Source organism: Kluyvera intermedia (genome assembly GCF_021440345.1).
Lineage (GTDB): Bacteria > Pseudomonadota > Gammaproteobacteria > Enterobacterales > Enterobacteriaceae > Kluyvera > Kluyvera intermedia_A.
Map to the genome: position 1 here is coordinate 34,910 of NZ_JAKCNS010000047.1, position 16,818 is coordinate 51,727.

Genomic DNA, 16,818 nt, shown 5'->3' on the forward strand with positions numbered 1-16,818 from the left:
CGCTTTCTGTAACTGGACAATCATTCCTTTTATTCCGTGTTTCGCTTATTCTAGCTGAAGCGTTTCAGTTGGCAGTTTGTTCGACATTTAACCAATCAGTCACTGTTTGTGGCGGGTAAGGTTTCCCAGAACTCGTGGCTGCATTACTCTGTGAGCCACTTTGCTTCGGGATAACCTTGCAGGAGACCTATGACCGTACGCGTAGCGATTAATGGCTTCGGTCGCATTGGACGTAACGTGGTTCGTGCTTTGTATGAATCCGGACGCCGTGCGGAAATTACCGTAGTGGCTATCAACGAACTGGCCGATGCTGCCGGCATCGCGCATTTGTTGAAGTATGACACCAGTCATGGGCGCTTTGCCTGGGATGTCCGCCAGGAGCGAGAGCAGCTCTACGTCGGCGACGATTCCATCCGTCTTCTGCATGAGCGCTCAATAGACGCGCTCCCCTGGCGTGAACTGTCGGTGGATGTGGTGTTGGACTGTACCGGCGTATACGGTACGCGCGAAGACGGCGAAGCGCATATTGCCGCCGGCGCGAAGAAGGTGCTCTTTTCACATCCTGGCAGCAACGATCTTGACGCCACTGTCGTATTCGGCGTTAACCAACATGAACTGCGCGCGGAACACCGCATTGTTTCCAATGCCTCCTGTACCACGAATTGCATCATTCCCGTCATCAAACTGTTAGATGATGCTTACGGCATTGAATCCGGTACGGTCACGACTATTCACTCCGCGATGCATGACCAACAGGTGATTGACGCCTATCACCCGGATTTACGCCGCACGCGCGCGGCAAGCCAATCGATCATTCCGGTAGATACTAAACTTGCGGCGGGTATTGCCCGTATTTTCCCTAAGTTTAGTGACCATTTTGAGGCGATTGCGGTGCGCGTACCGACCATCAACGTGACGGCGATTGACCTGAGCGTAACGGTGAAGAAGCCGGTAAAAGCCCATGAAGTCAACCAGTTGCTGCAAAAAGCAGCACAGGGTACATTTCATGGTATAGTTGACTATACGGAATTACCGTTGGTCTCGACTGATTTTAATCACGACCCGCACAGTGCCATTGTTGATGGTACGCAGACGCGGGTGAGTGGAGCACATCTGATCAAAACGCTGGTCTGGTGTGATAACGAATGGGGCTTTGCTAACCGAATGCTCGACACGACGTTAGCAATGGCAGCTATTGGTTTCAGGCTCGACGCTTGAGCGTCGACAAAACTTTAAGTATCAACGAGAGGATTCACCATGTCTGTAATTAAGATGACCGATCTGGATCTGGCTGGTAAACGCGTTTTCATCCGTGCGGACCTGAACGTACCAGTTAAAGAAGGGAAAGTAACCAGCGACGCGCGTATCCGTGCATCTCTGCCGACCATTGAGCTGGCTCTGAAGCAGGGCGCAAAAGTGATGGTCACTTCTCACCTGGGTCGTCCGACCGAAGGCGAGTACAACGAAGAATTCTCTCTGCTGCCGGTTGTTAATTATCTGAAAGACAAACTGTCTGCTCCAGTACGTCTGGTGAAAGATTACCTGGACGGCGTTGAAGTGGCGGCCGGTGAGCTGGTTGTTCTGGAAAACGTTCGCTTCAACAAAGGCGAGAAGAAAGACGACGAAGCGCTGTCTAAAAAATATGCCGCACTGTGCGACGTATTCGTGATGGACGCATTCGGTACTGCACACCGTGCACAGGCTTCTACTCACGGTATCGGCAAATTTGCTGACGTCGCTTGCGCTGGCCCACTGCTGGCCGCTGAGCTGGACGCACTGGGTAAAGCACTGAAAGAACCAGCACGCCCAATGGTTGCTATCGTTGGCGGTTCTAAAGTTTCTACCAAACTGACCGTTCTGGATTCCCTGTCTAAAATCGCTGACCAGCTGATCGTTGGTGGTGGTATTGCTAACACCTTCGTTGCTGCTCAAGGCCACAACGTCGGTAAATCCCTGTATGAAGCGGATCTGGTTGACGAAGCAAAACGTCTGCTGACCACCTGCGACATCCCAGTCCCAACTGACGTTCGCGTAGCGACCGAGTTCTCTGAAACTGCGGCTGCAACCCTGAAATCTGTTAACGACATCAAAGATGAAGAGCAGATTCTGGACCTGGGCGACGTTTCTGCACAGAAACTGGCTGACATCCTGAAAAACGCCAAAACCATTCTGTGGAATGGTCCGGTTGGCGTGTTCGAATTCCCTAACTTCCGTAAAGGGACTGAAATCGTGGCTAACGCTATCGCAGACAGCGAAGCGTTCTCCATCGCAGGCGGCGGCGATACTCTGGCTGCTATCGACCTGTTCGGTATTTCCGACAAAATTTCCTACATCTCTACTGGCGGCGGCGCATTCCTCGAATTCGTGGAAGGCAAAGTACTGCCAGCAGTAGCAATGCTCGAAGAGCGCGCTAAGAAGTAAGCCATTTAAGGGCAGGGAAACCTGCCCCATTATTAACGCGCTTTAGGGCGCGCCCCTTTCCAAGGCCGAAGATACAGGACTCGTAACATGTCTAAAATTTTTGATTTCGTAAAACCAGGCGTAATCACTGGTGATGACGTACAGAAAGTTTTCCAGGTAGCAAAAGAAAACAACTTTGCTCTGCCAGCCGTTAACTGCGTCGGTACTGATTCCATCAACGCCGTACTGGAAACCGCAGCAAAAGTTAAAGCACCGGTTATCGTACAGTTCTCCAACGGCGGCGCTGCGTTCATCGCAGGCAAAGGCGTGAAAACCGACGTTCCTCAGGGTGCTGCAATCCTGGGGGCTATCTCTGGTGCACATCACGTTCACCAGATGGCTGAGCACTACGGTGTTCCAGTTATCCTGCATACCGACCACTGCGCGAAAAAACTGCTGCCGTGGATCGACGGTCTGCTGGACGCAGGTGAAAAACACTTTGCCGCTACCGGTAAACCACTGTTCTCTTCTCACATGATCGACCTGTCCGAAGAGTCCCTGCACGAAAACATCGAAATCTGCTCCAAATACCTGTCCCGCATGTCCAAAATGGGCATGACTCTGGAAATCGAACTGGGTTGCACCGGCGGTGAAGAAGACGGCGTGGACAACAGCCACATGGACGCTTCTGCACTGTACACTCAGCCAGAAGACGTTGATTACGCTTACACCGAGCTGAGCAAAATCAGCCCGCGTTTCACCATCGCGGCTTCCTTCGGTAACGTACACGGCGTGTACAAACCAGGTAACGTGGTTCTGACCCCAACTATCCTGCGCGATTCTCAGGACTATGTTTCTAAGAAACACAACCTGCCGCACAACAGCCTGAACTTCGTGTTCCACGGCGGCTCCGGTTCTTCTGCTCAGGAAATCAAAGACTCCGTAAGCTACGGCGTAGTGAAAATGAACATCGATACCGACACCCAGTGGGCAACCTGGGAAGGTATCCTGAACTACTACAAAGAAAACGAAGCTTACCTGCAGGGTCAGCTGGGCAACCCGAAAGGCGAAGACCAGCCGAACAAGAAATACTACGATCCACGCGTATGGCTGCGTGCCGCTCAGACCTCTATGATCGCCCGTCTGGAACAGGCTTTCACTGAACTGAACGCGAAAGACGTTCTGTAAGAAAAGACCGACTTTTCTGCAAAAGCCCGCCTTATGGCGGGCTTTTTTATTGTCTTTTCAATGTTATGGTCAGGTGTAGAAATGTGATCAATTTGGCAAAATGCTAATTTTTTGTTTACTCTTTATACCTGCCTGTACTTTTTCAGGCCGCTTTTTGTTTCCCATAAGGAATATTGAATGGAAGATTTAAACGTTGTCGATAGCATAAATGGCGCAGGTACGTGGCTGGTGCGCAATCAGGAATTACTGCTGAGTTATGCCGTCAATATCGTTGCGGCAATTGCCATTGTTATCGTTGGGATGATTGTGGCGCGTATTGTATCGAATACCGTCAACCGTCTGATGCTGGCGCGTAAAATTGACGCCACCGTGGCTGATTTCCTCTCCGCGATGCTGCGTTACGCCATCATCGCCTTCACGCTGATCGCCGCGCTTGGCCGTATTGGCGTGCAGACCGCGTCGGTTATCGCGGTACTGGGTGCCGCTGGTTTAGCCGTCGGCCTGGCGCTGCAGGGCTCGCTTTCCAACCTTGCCGCAGGCGTGCTGCTGGTGATGTTCCGTCCGTTCCGTGCGGGGGAGTATGTTGACCTGGGCGGCGTGGCAGGGACCGTGCTGAGCGTACAGATTTTCTCCACCACCATGCGTACAGTGGATGGCAAGATTGTCGTTATTCCAAACGGTAAAATTATCGCCGGTAACATTATCAACTTCTCTCGCGAACCGGCTCGTCGCAATGAGTTTATTATTGGCGTCTCTTACGATGCGGATATTGATAAGGTTAAGCAGATCCTGACGCGTATTCTGGAATCAGATAATCGTATCCTGAAAGATCGCGACATTACCGTGCGCTTAAACGAGCTGGCGCCGTCGTCGGTGAATTTTGTGGTGCGTGCCTGGAGCCTGAGCGGCGACCTGCAAAACGTCTACTGGGACGTACTGGAGCAGATTAAGCGCGAGTTTGATGCTAACGGGATTAGTTTTCCTTACCCGCAGCTCGATGTGAATATGAAGCCGGTAAACACGCAGAATGAATCGGCGTAAATTAGCGGTGCGATTGCCTGGTCAGTGAGAGGCAAACGACGATAAATGGCTTCCTTCGGGAAGCCATTTTTTTAGGTAATATTCACGGTAGCGATAAATTTTATTGGATAAATATTCGAAGATGATATTGCCAGCAGAAAGTTTATTTCAGTATTGATAATGCGTGCTGCTGCAATAGTCGCCAGGTTTTAAAGTCAGTACACTCACGCGGAAGATGCACAACATTGCCGCGAATTAATCAGCGCTGACCGTTTGAGCCTGCTTTGAGACCCAAGGTCAGGCTGCACGCGCTGAATTCGTGAAAACATAAAATAATGAATGACAGCCACTGAAATGTTTATTCCTAAAGCTTACTTACTTAACCAGACTTACAAAAAGCATCGTTCTGATTTGACTCAGCGCATCGCTAATGAAAAATCGCTGATCTCCGGAGACCTGGTGCGTTTATTAAGAGATCCGAAAAAGCATAAGAGGGGGGTTGTCTCCGCTTTTTTTAGCCGGGAGAAATTCCCGATTCTAGGTAACGAAGGCGCAGAAGAGGAACTGGAGAAAATCATGAAACTGTTTCGCGACTCCGGCTATCAAGTCTCTCTGGAAAGGTCGGATGATGGGTTCTCGCTTGATCTCGACTGGACGGAGGCGAGCCTACCCTGAATGTTCACCGTTCTGACCTCTGAGAATGATGCAGAGAGTGGCTCTGTGTGGTTGCTCTGCGATCTTTTGCTGAGTTTCATCGCGTTGTGAATATCCTCGAGCTATCCGTCCTTGTACACGGCAAGGACGGATTCAGTTTGTGGCAATGAAATGCGGTAACACGCATAGCCACTGAATGAATATGCAGACCGTGCTCGGTGGTGTATTATTAGTTTAACTAATAACCTATTAAAACAATCCATTTCATCTAATGATTATCCCGCGCTATAGTCTCGCTACATACTAACATTAAGTGAAAAATACACCGTGTTATCTTACTATTTTCAAGGTCTTATGCTTGGCGCTGCCATGATTCTTCCACTTGGGCCGCAAAATGCTTTTGTCATGAACCAGGGCATTCGTCGTCAATATCACCTGATGATTGCGCTGCTCTGCGCGGTTAGCGACTTATTGCTTATCTGCGCCGGCATTTTTGGTGGCAGCGCACTGCTGATGTCATCCCCGTGGCTGCTGGCGCTGGTGACATGGGGCGGCGTCGCCTTCTTGCTGTGGTACGGTTTCGGCGCGCTGAAAACGGCCATGGGCAGTAATATTGAACTGGCCAACGCGGAAGTGATGAAGCAGGGGCGCTGGAAGATTATCGCCACCATGCTGGCGGTGACCTGGCTTAATCCGCATGTGTACATTGATACCTTTGTTGTACTGGGCAGTTTGGGCGGGCAACTGGATGTGATGCCTAAACGCTGGTTTGCACTTGGTACCATCAGCGCATCGTTTTTATGGTTCTTCGCGCTTGCGCTGCTGGCAGCCTGGCTGGCACCGCGTCTGCGTACGGCGAAAGCTCAGCGAATTATCAACGTAGTGGTCGGTCTCGTGATGTGGATTATCGCTTTTCAGCTGGCAAAAGAGGGTGTTGGACACCTGCAGGCACTCATTAACTAAGCGTCATCTGATGGACTTTCATCTGGCAACGGCTAAGCTTGCAGGCAAGACCCCGTTGTCGGGTGATAACCATGGAGATACAACAGTGAAGTTTAAAGTGATGGCTCTGGCTGCAGTAATCGGGTTTAGCGCAATGTCAGTGCAGGCAAATGAATTGCCGGATGGTCCACATATTGTCACGTCAGGGACAGCGAGCGTGGATGCGGTGCCTGATATCGCGACGCTTTCTATCGAAGTGAATATTGCTGCTAAAGATGCCGCGAGTGCCAAGAAACAGGCCGATCAGCGCGTTGCGCAATATCTCTCTTTCCTTGAACAAAACGGCGTAAACAAGAAAGATATTAGCTCCGCTAACCTGCGAACCCAGCCGGATTACGACTATCAGAATGGGAAAAGCGTACTGAAAGGCTATCGTGCAGTACGTACCGTGGAAGTCACGTTGCGCCAGCTGGATAAACTCAATTCTCTGCTCGACGGCGCCTTAAAGGCCGGGTTGAATGAAATCCGCTCGGTATCGCTGGGCGTTGCGCAGCCGGATGCATACAAAGATAAAGCGCGGAAAGCGGCAATTGAAGATGCTATTCATCAGGCGCAGTCGCTGGCGTCCGGATTCCACAGCAAGCTGGGGCCGGTATACAGCGTGCGTTATCACGTTTCTAACTACCAGCCTAGCCCGATGGTACGCATGATGAAAGCCGACGCAGCACCGGTTTCTGCACAGGAAAGCTACGAGCAGGAAGCGATCCAGTTTGCCGATCAGGTCGATGTGGTGTTCCAGCTTCAGCCTGAACAGGCCGCAGCACCTGCGCCAGCAGCAGCTCCAGCTCCTGCAGCAGCGAAGTAATTGACGGTAATACTAAAAAGCCCTCGCGATGCGAGGGTTTTTTTTTACCTTAATCCTGACGCAAAACTTTGTGCCCGTAAGCGAGCAGGGCGTCGGTCACCTTGCGCATCATGCGGCTTTCAGGTGCGAAACGGTGCCAGTAGAGCATACGGCGCTGGAATAACCCTGGTGTCAGGTCGATAAGCTCGCCGCTGGCCAGCTCTTTCTCAATTTGCAGATGGGGGATCATACAGCAGGTCGTGCCCTGACGCGCCAGCTGTACGAACGCTTCCGACGAGTTAACGATATGACACGGTACGCTGCCCGGCGGCAGGTCGAAGTTCTGCTGTAAGAATGCCTGATGCATATCATCGAGGTGGTCAAAGGCAACAGCAGGGGCTTTCAGTAGCGCAGAACGCGTCACGCCATTCGGGAAATAACGTTCGGCGAAGGCTTTAGAACCCACAAACAGGTAATCAAGCGCGCCGAGCTGATCGACCAGACAGCTTGGCAATGCCTGCGGCTGAATACTCACCGCGCCGACCACTTCACCGCGACGCAGGCGTTCCTGGGTACGCGTTTCATCTTCCACCTGAAGGTTCAGGCGGATAGGGGAGTTGTTGAGAACCTCTGACAATGCGGGCAGCAGCCAGGTCGCCAGACTGTCGGCGTTGACCGCCAGCGACAGCAACAGAGGCGTTGAGCCGGTTTGTTCGTCACCCAGCCACTCTTCTTCCAGCAGCTCGACCTGACGCAGCAGCGCCAACAGCTTTTGCCCTTGTTCGGTTGGGCGTGGCGGGACAGTACGCACCAGTAGCGGCTGGCCGAACATGTTCTCCAGCTGTTTAATGCGCTGAGAAACGGCGGACTGAGTAATGCACAGTTTCTGCGCGGCGCGTTCAAACCCACGTTCCCTGATAACGGCATCCAGCGCCTGTAGTGTTCTGTAGTCCGGACGTTTCATTGCTCTGAGGTGCTCCCGTATAGGTGTTATCTGCACTATGACATAAATTGACCGTAGATACAGACGAAAATGGTTTGCACATTACTGTGATGTTGCTCACGTGTTGGGCCTCTCGTCCACGATGCCCAGCGAGAGCCCGGCGGGCGACTCGAATTGTGGCAGAGTTCTGTTCTATAATGCGCGGCAAATGATGACACCACAGGCGAAACTATCATGACGCAGGATGAACTGAAAAAAGCAGTAGGCTGGGCGGCACTTCAATACGTACAGCCAGGTACGATTGTCGGTGTAGGCACGGGATCTACCGCGGCACACTTTATTGACGCGCTGGGTACCATGAAAGGACAAATTGAAGGCGCGGTCTCCAGCTCTGATGCCTCTACTGAGAAGCTGAAAAGCCTCGGTATCACCGTTTTCGATCTGAATGAAGTCGACCGTTTGGGCATCTATGTTGATGGTGCGGATGAGATCAACGGCCACATGCAGATGATCAAAGGCGGTGGTGCGGCGCTGACGCGTGAAAAAATCATTGCTTCGGTGGCGGATAAATTTATCTGCATCGCCGATGCCTCTAAGCAGGTTGATATCCTGGGCAACTTCCCGCTACCGGTTGAAGTTATTCCAATGGCGCGCAGCGCCGTAGCGCGTGAACTGGTTAAGCTGGGCGGTCGTCCGGAATATCGCCAGGGCGTAGTGACCGATAACGGTAACGTGATCCTCGATGTGCACGGCCTTGAAATCCTTGACGCAATTGCTCTGGAAAATGCTATCAATGGTCTTCCTGGCGTGGTTACCGTCGGTCTGTTTGCCAACCGTGGTGCCGACGTGGCGTTGATCGGTACCGCCGATGGCGTGAAAACTATTGTGAAATGATCTGACCCGGGGGGAATGACTATTTCCCCCATTTTTTTTATTCAGGCTAAATTTGGTGACTTGTGTCACATTTACAACCCCATTCTTATTAACATCCCACGTTTAGTTTTCCGCTTAGCATTTTATGCTGGCATTTTGCCCTGCGTGACCGTTCTTCATGACCCCGACGCAAACGTTCATATTGCCGCAATATTTATTTTTGATATGTTGCTTAGATGAACTTTCGTTCAGCACAACATCAGTAAAACAAAGACAGGACGGGGAAATGGCTAAGGTATCACTGGAAAAAGACAAAATTAAGTTTCTGCTGGTTGAAGGCGTGCACCAGAAGGCGCTGGATAGCCTTCGCGCAGCAGGTTACACCAATATCGAATTTCACAAGGGTGCGCTGGATAGCGAACAGCTGAAGGAGTCGATCCGTGATGCTCATTTCATCGGCCTGCGATCCCGCACGCACTTGACGGAAGAGATCTTAGCGGCCGCTGAAAAACTGGTGGCGGTAGGTTGTTTCTGTATCGGTACCAACCAGGTTGACCTGAAAGCGGCGGCAAAACGCGGCGTTCCCGTGTTTAACGCCCCATTCTCCAACACTCGTTCCGTGGCGGAGCTGGTGATTGGCGAACTGCTATTACTGCTACGTGGTATTCCTGAAGCTAACGCCAAGGCGCACCGCGGCGTGTGGAATAAACTGGCGGCGGGCTCCTATGAAGCGCGCGGTAAAAAACTGGGCATCATCGGCTACGGCCACATTGGTACTCAGCTGGGGATTCTGGCTGAATCGCTGGGGATGCACGTCTTCTTCTACGACATTGAAAGCAAACTGCCGCTGGGCAATGCGACTCAGGTGCAGCATCTCTCTGACCTGCTGAACATGAGCGATGTGGTTAGCCTGCACGTGCCGGAAAACGCCTCCACCAAAAACATGATGGGCGCGGAAGAGCTGGCGCTAATGAAGCCTGGTGCGCTGCTGATTAACGCCTCACGAGGTACAGTCGTCGATATCCCAGCGCTGTGCGCCGTGCTGGCGAGCAAACACCTGGCCGGTGCTGCCGTTGACGTATTCCCAACGGAACCTGCGACCAACAGCGAACCGTTCACATCGCCGCTGTGCGAATTCGACAACGTTATCCTGACGCCGCACATCGGTGGTTCTACTCAGGAAGCGCAGGAAAATATCGGTCTGGAAGTGGCCGGTAAACTGGCGAAGTACTCCGACAACGGTTCTACGCTGTCTGCGGTGAACTTCCCGGAAGTATCTTTACCGCTGCACGGTGGCCGTCGTCTGCTGCACATCCATGAAAACCGTCCGGGCGTACTGACGGCGCTGAACCAGATCTTCGCCGATCAGGGCGTCAACATTGCCGCACAGTATCTGCAAACTAACTCCGATATGGGTTATGTGGTTATTGATATTGAAGCGGAAGAAGATGTGGCTGAAAAAGCGCTGCTGAGCATGAAGGCAATTCCGGGCACTCTGCGCGCACGTCTGCTTTACTAATCTCTCTTTCACGGGCAGGCCAATGGTCTGCCCGTATTCCGTCAGCCCTTCCTGCGTCATCTTCCTTTCTGCAAGCGATACATCTCATTTACGAGCCTCGCCGCAAACGGTGATTAAAGGCTTCGCTGTACCTTGTCCACGTGAGAAAGCCACTTACGATAGAGGCTCAGCATGGGGCTGAAACGGAAAAGCCCCTACCGAAGCAGGGGCTCTTAAAAGGAAAGGGACAATGATGAGACTCGTCATCATACTGCTGATTCTGTTAATCATCGCTTGGCCAGCATATTAACAGTCTTTATGCAGGAGGGAGGTTCGCCTCCCTCACCCTTTACCGAGGAATTTAGGTCAAAAATGCAGCGCTGTCAATCGACGAAAAACACCTACCACTGCCACACTTTTGATGGTGTGACGACGGCGGGAAGGGGGATATCCCACTCTTCGACCGGCAGCGCGGTCACCTGCTGGCAGTCATGAGCGTAGCCAACGGGCTGGATGCCGTGCGCCTGCCAGTTTTGTAAGGTGCGATCGTAAAAACCACCGCCCATACCCAAACGCTGTCCGTGTTCATCAAAGGCAACCAGCGGCGTAATGAGAACATCCAGCTGATTCAGTGGCAGCACGTCGCGCACGTCGAGTTTCGGCTCGTTGATTTTCAGGCGGTTTATCACCAGATTGCTTTGCGGATGGTAGTGCAGAAACAACAGGTTGCCCGGGCTGAACGGATGCAACACCGGTAGATAAACGCGCTTGCCCGCTTGCCAGAGTTGTTCAATCAGCGGTTGGGTATCAAGTTCACCGTCAAAGGACAAAAACACAGCGACGGTTTGCGCCATGACAATTGGCGGCCAGGCCATCATTCGGGCCGCGGCCTGTTGGCCAAACTGAGTTTGTTGCTCTGATGTGAGCGCACGACGACGCTGCCGGATTAGCTGACGAATTTCTTGTCGGGAGAGAATGTGCTCTGGAAGCTGTGTCATAACGACCGGTAGGTAGAAGGGGAATCTCCGAGATGCCGCCGCAGGCTGTAACCCTTGAACCCTTGGTTCAAGGTGAATGCGTCGTCACAGTTTTAAGGCTTCTCGGACGGACCGAGCATGCTCACCAACCGTGGAGCGCCACATTCTTGTGGTATGAAATATCGGCTCAGGGGACTGGCCCGCTTGCGAACATCTCAGAGAAATTTTTTCTTCACAGTTACTCTACCATAGTAAACTGCAAAGTGTTATTCAAACTTTGGCCCTGACTTATCAGATGTGCGACCCTGGTCAAGCAACGCTTGTTCAATGGTCTGCTGCAGCATCCGAATGCGCTGTTCCATGCTCGAAGCATAGTCGCGCGTCTTCGCCTTTTCCTGAGTTAACTCGTAGCTGATGTTCAACGCGGCGATGAAAACCAGCTGCTCAGTATTTGTGACTCTAGTGCGTTCTTTCAGATCTTGCAACCGCTGATTCAGATCGTCCGCAGCCTGATTCAAAGCATCCCTTTGTTCAGGCGGGCAATTCACTCGCAGTGAACGGCCAAAAATATGGATATCGACGGGTTCTGCAGACATGCCACCTTCCTGCTGATTGACTGCGCGACCTTCACTCTCAGGATGTGAAGGGGCGACACTATAGCTACCCTGGTATGAACATACAAGCCCTTTTCTGGTATCCCCAGGGTCCAAAGTGGTAGCATATCATGAAATCCTCCCAACAATGACGAATGCCATGTCTATACAGAACGAAATGCCGGGTTACACCGCGGTGAACCAGCAATTAAACCAACAAGGGGTAGGCCTGACGCCTGCTGAAATGCACGGTCTGCTAAGCGGCCTGCTGTGTGGCGGCAATAAGGACAGCTCCTGGCAGCCGCTGGTTCATGACCTGACTAACGAAGGTCTGGCCTTCGGTCATGAACTGGCTCAGTCATTGCGTTCAATGCATGCCGCGACCAGCGATGCACTGGAAGATGACGGTTTTCTTTTTCAGCTTTATCTGCCTGATGGCGATGAAGTCAGCGTGTTTGAACGCGCTGACGCACTCTGTGGCTGGGTGAATCACTTCCTGCTAGGGTTGGGCATGGTGCAGCCAAAGCTCGATAAAGTGAAAGGTGAAACAGGCGAAGCCATTGACGACCTTCGTAATATTGCGCAACTTGGTTATGAAGAAGATGAAGACCAGGAAGAGCTGGAGATGTCGCTGGAAGAGATTATCGAATACGTCCGCGTAGCCGCGCTGCTGTGCCACGATTTGTTCACTCGCCCGCAGCCAACAGCACCGGAAGTACAAAAACCAACATTACACTAACCGTACCTGCTCCGTTTACTGCGCAAAGACGCTGACGGGGCGCTAAGGGATTGAAAGGAGATGTCATGACACAGCAAGCGTTTCTCCGCCGTCGCCAGCAGCTGCTGGCGCAGATGAAGCCAGGCAGCGCGGCGTTGATTTTTGCCGCGCCCGAGGTGACTCGTAGTGCGGACTCCGAGTATCCCTATCGCCAGAACAGTGATTTCTGGTACTTCACCGGCTTTAATGAGCCGGAAGCCTTGCTGGTGCTGATTAAAAGTGATGAAACCCACAACCATAGCGTTCTGTTTAACCGCGTCCGCGACCTGACCGCAGAAATCTGGTTTGGCCGCCGTCTGGGCCAGGATGCGGCACCAGAAAAACTGGGCGTCGACCGCGCGCTAGCCTTCAGCGAAATCAATCAGCAGCTGTATCAACTGCTGAATGGCCTGGATGTGATTTATCACGCGCAGGGCGAATATAGCTGGGCCGACGAAATCGTCTTCACCGCGCTGGATAAGCTGCGCAAGGGTTCGCGTCAGAACCTGAGCGCGCCGGACTCGATTGTCGACTGGCGTCCTATGGTGCATGAAATGCGCCTGTTCAAAGACAGCGAAGAGATTGAAATCCTGCGTCGCGCCGGTGAAATCAGCGCGCTGGCGCATACCCGCGCGATGGAAAAATGCCGTCCTGGGATGTTTGAATATCAGTTGGAAGGAGAAATTCTGCATGAGTTCTCCCGCCACGGAGCCCGTTATCCGTCCTACAACACCATCGTCGGCGGTGGTGAAAATGGCTGTATCCTGCACTACACCGAAAATGAATCCGAGCTGCGCGACGGCGAACTGGTGCTGATTGATGCTGGCTGTGAATACCAGGGCTACGCCGGGGATATCACCCGTACCTTCCCGGTTAACGGCAAATTCAGCCCGGCTCAGCGCGCCATTTACGACATCGTGCTCGCCTCGCTGCACAAATCGCTGGAGCTTTATCGTCCAGGCACTTCCATTCAGGAAGTCACCACCGAAGTGGTGCGCATCATGGTGACGGGTCTGCAAGGGCTGGGGATCCTTAAGGGCGAAGTCGATCAGCTGATTGCCGATAACGCTCATCGTCCGTTCTTTATGCACGGTCTGAGCCACTGGCTGGGACTGGACGTCCACGACGTGGGTGCATACGGGGCCGATCGCTCTCGCGTGCTGGAGCCGGGCATGGTGCTGACCGTTGAGCCGGGCCTGTATATCGCCCCGGATGCCGATGTGCCGGCGGAGTATCGCGGCATCGGCATTCGTATTGAAGATGACATTCTCATCACCGAAGACGGTAACGAAAATCTCACCGCCGATGTGGTGAAAACGGCTGATGACATTGAAGCGTTAATGGCGGCGGCGCGTCAGCTATGAGCCTGATTATTGTCGGCGGCGGGATGACCGGTGCAACGCTGGCGCTGGCGGTCTCGCACCTCACTGAGGGCCGTTTGCCGGTACACCTGGTCGAGGCGGCAGATATCAATGCTGCCCAGCATCCGGGATTTGACGCCAGGGCGATTGCGCTGGCGGCGGGTACCTGTCAGCAGTTGGCGAAAATTGGCCTTTGGCAGGCCATCGCCGACTGCGCGACGGCTATCACCACCGTTCACGTCAGCGATCGCGGACATGCCGGTTTTGTAACTTTAGACGCGGCTGATTACCGTCTGGCGGCGCTGGGAAATGTGGTTGAACTGCACGATGTGGGTCAACGGCTTTTCACCCTGCTGCGCAAAGCTCGCGGCGTGACGCTGCACTGCCCTTCGCGGGTGACGCAGGTAGCGCGGCAAGCCGACGGCGTCAGCGTGACGCTGGATAACGGTGAAACGCTGAACGGCAAACTGCTGGTGGCCGCCGATGGCTCGCGCTCCACGCTTGGAGAACAGTGTGGTATCCACTGGCAGCAAGAGCCTTATAACCAGGTAGCGGTGATTGCTAACGTTACCACCGCCGTTGCTCATCAGGGGCGCGCATTTGAGCGCTTCACTGAACATGGGCCGCTGGCGATGCTGCCAATGTCGCAAAATCGCTGCTCGCTGGTGTGGTGCCATCCGCTGGAACGCCATGACGAGGTATTAAGTTGGTCCGATGCACGTTTTTGCCATGAGTTGCAGCAGGCATTTGGCTGGCGCTTAGGGCAAATCACGCAAGCAGGTGCACGTAGCGTCTATCCGCTGTCGTTGACCACCGCTACGCGAACGGTATCGCACCGACTGGCGCTGGTAGGTAATGCCGCGCAGACGCTGCATCCGATTGCCGGGCAAGGGTTTAATCTCGGTATGCGTGATGTGATGACGCTGGCGGAAACGCTGACACAGGCGCATAACGTCCAGCAGGATATCGGTGACTATGCGCTACTTTGTCAGTATCAACGCCAGCGCGCGGAGGATAAATCCGCGACTATCGGCGTCACCGATAGCCTGGTACATCTGTTCGCTAATCGTTGGGCTCCTTTGGTTGCCGGGCGCAACGCAGGGCTGATGGCGATGGAATTGTTTACCCCCGCACGCGATGTGCTGGCGCAGCGGACGCTGGGCTGGGTCGCCCGCTAGAAGCAGTTTAAGGAGTTAATGTGCAGAGTGTTGATGTTGCCATCGTAGGCGGTGGAATGGTTGGGCTGGCGGTGGCCTGCGGTTTACAGGGCAGCGGCCTGCGGGTTGCGGTGCTGGAGCAATCATTGCCACACGAACTGGCAGCCGACGCGCCACCCGCGCTGCGCGTGTCGGCCATTAATGCCGGCAGCGAAAAACTGTTGTCGAAGCTGGACGTCTGGTCGGCGATTGTCGCCCAGCGCGCCAGCTGCTATCACGGTATGGAAGTGTGGGATAAAGACAGTTTTGGCCGCATCGCGTTTGACGATCGCAGCATGGGCTACAGCCACCTCGGTCATATCGTCGAGAACGCAGTGATTCATCACGCTTTATGGCAGAAAGCCGAGCGCTGTGCCGACGTAAGCCTAATGGCTCCCGCCGAACTCCAGCAAGTGGTGTGGGGCGAGAACGAAGCTTTTCTGACGCTGAAAGACGGCAATATGCTGACCGCTCGTCTGGTGGTCGGGGCCGACGGTGCCAACTCCTGGCTGCGTAATAAGGCCGATATTCCGCTGACCTTCTGGGACTATCGCCATCACGCACTGGTAGCGACGGTACGTATTGAGGAGCCGCACGAAGCCGTTGCGCGTCAGTGCTTCCATGGTGAAGGCATTCTCGCGTTTCTGCCGTTGTCCGATCCAAACCTGTGCTCTATCGTTTGGTCACTATCGCCGCAGGAAGCCGAACGGATGCAGCAGGCCAGCGAGGCCGAGTTTAACCAGGCGCTGAATATTGCCTTCGATAATCGTCTGGGGCTGTGCAAAGTCGAGAGTGAACGGCAAATTTATCCGCTGACCGGGCGTTACGCGCGCCAGTTTGCGGCGCATCGCCTGGCGCTGGTGGGCGACGCGGCGCACACCATTCATCCGTTAGCCGGGCAGGGCGTCAATCTGGGCTTTATGGATGCGGCTGAGCTTATCGATGAGCTCAAGCGTCTACACGCACAAGGGAAAGATTTCGGCCAGCATTTCTATTTGCGTCGCTATGAGCGCAGCCGTAAGCACAGCGCTGCGATGATGCTCGCGGGGATGCAGGGTTTCCGTGAACTGTTCGCAGGCGAAAACCCAGCCAAAAAACTGTTGCGTGATATTGGCCTGAAATTGGCGGATACGCTTCCCGGCGTGAAACCACAGCTGATTCGTCAGGCTATGGGCCTGAATGACCTGCCAGAGTGGCTTCGTTAAGCCGATCACACTTTTGCTCCCGGTGGCCCCGCCGGGAGTCTGACTCCTCATTTGAAAAAATCTAATTTCACGCTGTTTTTCGCATTAGATTTTTTAATCCGCTCGTTTTCATGTTACGGAAAACACGCCTAATTTTCCGCATGAAATATCATCTTATGCTGAATCTATCGCCATTGTTGTTAATTATATGTGGTGTATTTCGCTTTTTTGTAGTCAATCATTCTGTATGATTTTTCGCGACTTTTGGCCATAAGCTAATGTGATGTCCCCTTTTTCCTGATGGTTTAGCACCGTGTTCAGTGGTAAGTTCAAGGAAAAGAGAACGTTTGCGTCGGCACCTGAAGAGGCGTCGTCGTTAGGTTTTGTG

The 16,818-nt window shown here is 53.3% G+C and carries 17 protein-coding genes and 1 other RNA gene; 14 read left to right on the forward strand and 4 right to left on the reverse strand.

Annotated features, from left to right (window positions below; translation table 11 throughout):
* The first annotated feature begins 189 nt into the window (after nt 1-189).
* The 7 genes from epd (at nt 190) to LZ634_RS14840 (ending at nt 7,069) form a co-directional block, all read left to right on the forward strand.
* Nucleotides 190-1,218 (forward strand): erythrose-4-phosphate dehydrogenase, encoded by a 1,029-nt coding sequence (epd, locus tag LZ634_RS14810; RefSeq protein WP_234506653.1) that lies wholly within the window; start codon nt 190-192, stop codon nt 1,216-1,218.
* 39 nt (nt 1,219-1,257) lie between these two features.
* Nucleotides 1,258-2,421: a phosphoglycerate kinase gene (pgk, locus tag LZ634_RS14815; RefSeq protein WP_052281974.1), complete on the forward strand. Its 1,164-nt coding sequence runs from the start codon at nt 1,258-1,260 to the stop codon at nt 2,419-2,421.
* Nucleotides 2,422-2,508: 87 nt separating this feature from the next.
* Complete coding sequence (gene fbaA / locus LZ634_RS14820; protein WP_234506656.1) at nt 2,509-3,588, forward strand: class II fructose-bisphosphate aldolase; 1,080 nt, start codon at nt 2,509-2,511, stop codon at nt 3,586-3,588.
* 177 nt (nt 3,589-3,765) lie between these two features.
* Complete coding sequence (gene mscS / locus LZ634_RS14825; RefSeq protein ID WP_234506659.1) at nt 3,766-4,629, forward strand: small-conductance mechanosensitive channel MscS; 864 nt, start codon at nt 3,766-3,768, stop codon at nt 4,627-4,629.
* 318 nt (nt 4,630-4,947) lie between these two features.
* On the forward strand, nt 4,948-5,283 hold the full coding sequence (locus tag LZ634_RS14830) for a hypothetical protein (RefSeq protein WP_234506662.1): 336 nt from the start codon (nt 4,948-4,950) through the stop codon (nt 5,281-5,283).
* Nucleotides 5,284-5,589: 306 nt separating this feature from the next.
* Entirely contained in the window at nt 5,590-6,225 is a 636-nt protein-coding gene (gene argO, locus LZ634_RS14835; RefSeq protein WP_234506665.1) for an arginine exporter ArgO, read from the forward strand.
* Nucleotides 6,226-6,310: 85 nt separating this feature from the next.
* On the forward strand, nt 6,311-7,069 hold the full coding sequence (locus tag LZ634_RS14840; protein WP_234506668.1) for an oxidative stress defense protein: 759 nt from the start codon (nt 6,311-6,313) through the stop codon (nt 7,067-7,069).
* Between the two features lie 49 nt (nt 7,070-7,118).
* On the opposite strand, the gene argP is transcribed toward LZ634_RS14840, so the two are convergent.
* Nucleotides 7,119-8,012 carry a DNA-binding transcriptional regulator ArgP gene (gene argP / locus LZ634_RS14845; RefSeq protein ID WP_052281981.1) on the reverse strand — a complete coding sequence of 298 codons (894 nt, stop codon included), beginning with the start codon at nt 8,010-8,012 and terminating at the stop codon, nt 7,119-7,121.
* Nucleotides 8,013-8,225: 213 nt separating this feature from the next.
* Here argP and rpiA point away from each other — a divergent pair, with 213 nt between their 5' ends.
* The 3 genes from rpiA (at nt 8,226) to LZ634_RS22750 (ending at nt 10,672) form a co-directional block, all read left to right on the forward strand.
* Nucleotides 8,226-8,885: a ribose-5-phosphate isomerase RpiA gene (gene rpiA / locus LZ634_RS14850; protein WP_234506671.1), complete on the forward strand. Its 660-nt coding sequence runs from the start codon at nt 8,226-8,228 to the stop codon at nt 8,883-8,885.
* Nucleotides 8,886-9,150: 265 nt separating this feature from the next.
* Nucleotides 9,151-10,383 (forward strand): phosphoglycerate dehydrogenase, encoded by a 1,233-nt coding sequence (gene serA / locus LZ634_RS14855; RefSeq protein WP_234506673.1) that lies wholly within the window; start codon nt 9,151-9,153, stop codon nt 10,381-10,383.
* 229 nt (nt 10,384-10,612) lie between these two features.
* Nucleotides 10,613-10,672: a type I toxin-antitoxin system Ibs family toxin gene (locus LZ634_RS22750; protein ID WP_185669884.1), complete on the forward strand. Its 60-nt coding sequence runs from the start codon at nt 10,613-10,615 to the stop codon at nt 10,670-10,672.
* A 91-nt stretch (nt 10,673-10,763) separates the two neighbouring features.
* Here LZ634_RS22750 and LZ634_RS14860 read toward each other — a convergent pair whose 3' ends face one another.
* The 3 genes from LZ634_RS14860 to zapA form a co-directional block, all read right to left on the reverse strand.
* Complete coding sequence (locus LZ634_RS14860; protein WP_234506677.1) at nt 10,764-11,360, reverse strand: 5-formyltetrahydrofolate cyclo-ligase; 597 nt, start codon at nt 11,358-11,360, stop codon at nt 10,764-10,766.
* Nucleotides 11,361-11,380: 20 nt separating this feature from the next.
* Nucleotides 11,381-11,564, reverse strand: a non-coding RNA gene (gene ssrS / locus LZ634_RS14865) — 6S RNA.
* Nucleotides 11,565-11,605: 41 nt separating this feature from the next.
* Nucleotides 11,606-11,935 carry a cell division protein ZapA gene (gene zapA, locus LZ634_RS14870; RefSeq protein WP_052281984.1) on the reverse strand — a complete coding sequence of 110 codons (330 nt, stop codon included), beginning with the start codon at nt 11,933-11,935 and terminating at the stop codon, nt 11,606-11,608.
* A 157-nt stretch (nt 11,936-12,092) separates the two neighbouring features.
* Between zapA and LZ634_RS14875 the strand changes: the two genes are divergently transcribed.
* From LZ634_RS14875 to ubiI, 4 genes are all read left to right on the forward strand, one after another.
* Nucleotides 12,093-12,671, forward strand: a complete 579-nt coding sequence (locus tag LZ634_RS14875) for a YecA family protein (RefSeq protein ID WP_234506679.1) — start codon at nt 12,093-12,095, stop codon at nt 12,669-12,671.
* 65 nt (nt 12,672-12,736) lie between these two features.
* The gene (gene pepP / locus LZ634_RS14880) at nt 12,737-14,053 is read left to right on the forward strand and encodes a Xaa-Pro aminopeptidase (RefSeq protein WP_234506682.1); all 1,317 of its coding nucleotides are present in this window, start codon (nt 12,737-12,739) and stop codon (nt 14,051-14,053) included.
* Nucleotides 14,050-15,228, forward strand: a complete 1,179-nt coding sequence (ubiH, locus tag LZ634_RS14885; protein WP_234506686.1) for a 2-octaprenyl-6-methoxyphenyl hydroxylase — start codon at nt 14,050-14,052, stop codon at nt 15,226-15,228. The genes pepP and ubiH overlap by 4 nt, the downstream gene beginning before the upstream one ends.
* Before the next feature lie 20 nt (nt 15,229-15,248).
* Complete coding sequence (gene ubiI / locus LZ634_RS14890; RefSeq protein WP_234506689.1) at nt 15,249-16,451, forward strand: FAD-dependent 2-octaprenylphenol hydroxylase; 1,203 nt, start codon at nt 15,249-15,251, stop codon at nt 16,449-16,451.
* The last annotated feature ends 367 nt before the right edge of the window (nt 16,452-16,818 follow it).

Bases quoted from the DNA above. Each gene is read 5' to 3' on its own strand.
- ubiH (WP_234506686.1), top strand. From the start codon at position 14,050: ATGAGCCTGATTATTGTCGGCGGCGGGATGACCGGTGCAACGCTGGCG.
- argP (WP_052281981.1), bottom strand. From the start codon at position 8,012: ATGAAACGTCCGGACTACAGAACACTACAGGCGCTGGATGCCGTTATC.
- rpiA (WP_234506671.1), top strand. From the start codon at position 8,226: ATGACGCAGGATGAACTGAAAAAAGCAGTAGGCTGGGCGGCACTTCAA.
- serA (WP_234506673.1), top strand. From the start codon at position 9,151: ATGGCTAAGGTATCACTGGAAAAAGACAAAATTAAGTTTCTGCTGGTT.
- LZ634_RS14875 (WP_234506679.1), top strand. From the start codon at position 12,093: ATGTCTATACAGAACGAAATGCCGGGTTACACCGCGGTGAACCAGCAA.
- mscS (WP_234506659.1), top strand. From the start codon at position 3,766: ATGGAAGATTTAAACGTTGTCGATAGCATAAATGGCGCAGGTACGTGG.
- pepP (WP_234506682.1), top strand. From the start codon at position 12,737: ATGACACAGCAAGCGTTTCTCCGCCGTCGCCAGCAGCTGCTGGCGCAG.
- pgk (WP_052281974.1), top strand. From the start codon at position 1,258: ATGTCTGTAATTAAGATGACCGATCTGGATCTGGCTGGTAAACGCGTT.
- zapA (WP_052281984.1), bottom strand. From the start codon at position 11,935: ATGTCTGCAGAACCCGTCGATATCCATATTTTTGGCCGTTCACTGCGA.
- fbaA (WP_234506656.1), top strand. From the start codon at position 2,509: ATGTCTAAAATTTTTGATTTCGTAAAACCAGGCGTAATCACTGGTGAT.
- LZ634_RS14860 (WP_234506677.1), bottom strand. From the start codon at position 11,360: ATGACACAGCTTCCAGAGCACATTCTCTCCCGACAAGAAATTCGTCAG.
- epd (WP_234506653.1), top strand. From the start codon at position 190: ATGACCGTACGCGTAGCGATTAATGGCTTCGGTCGCATTGGACGTAAC.
- LZ634_RS14830 (WP_234506662.1), top strand. From the start codon at position 4,948: ATGACAGCCACTGAAATGTTTATTCCTAAAGCTTACTTACTTAACCAG.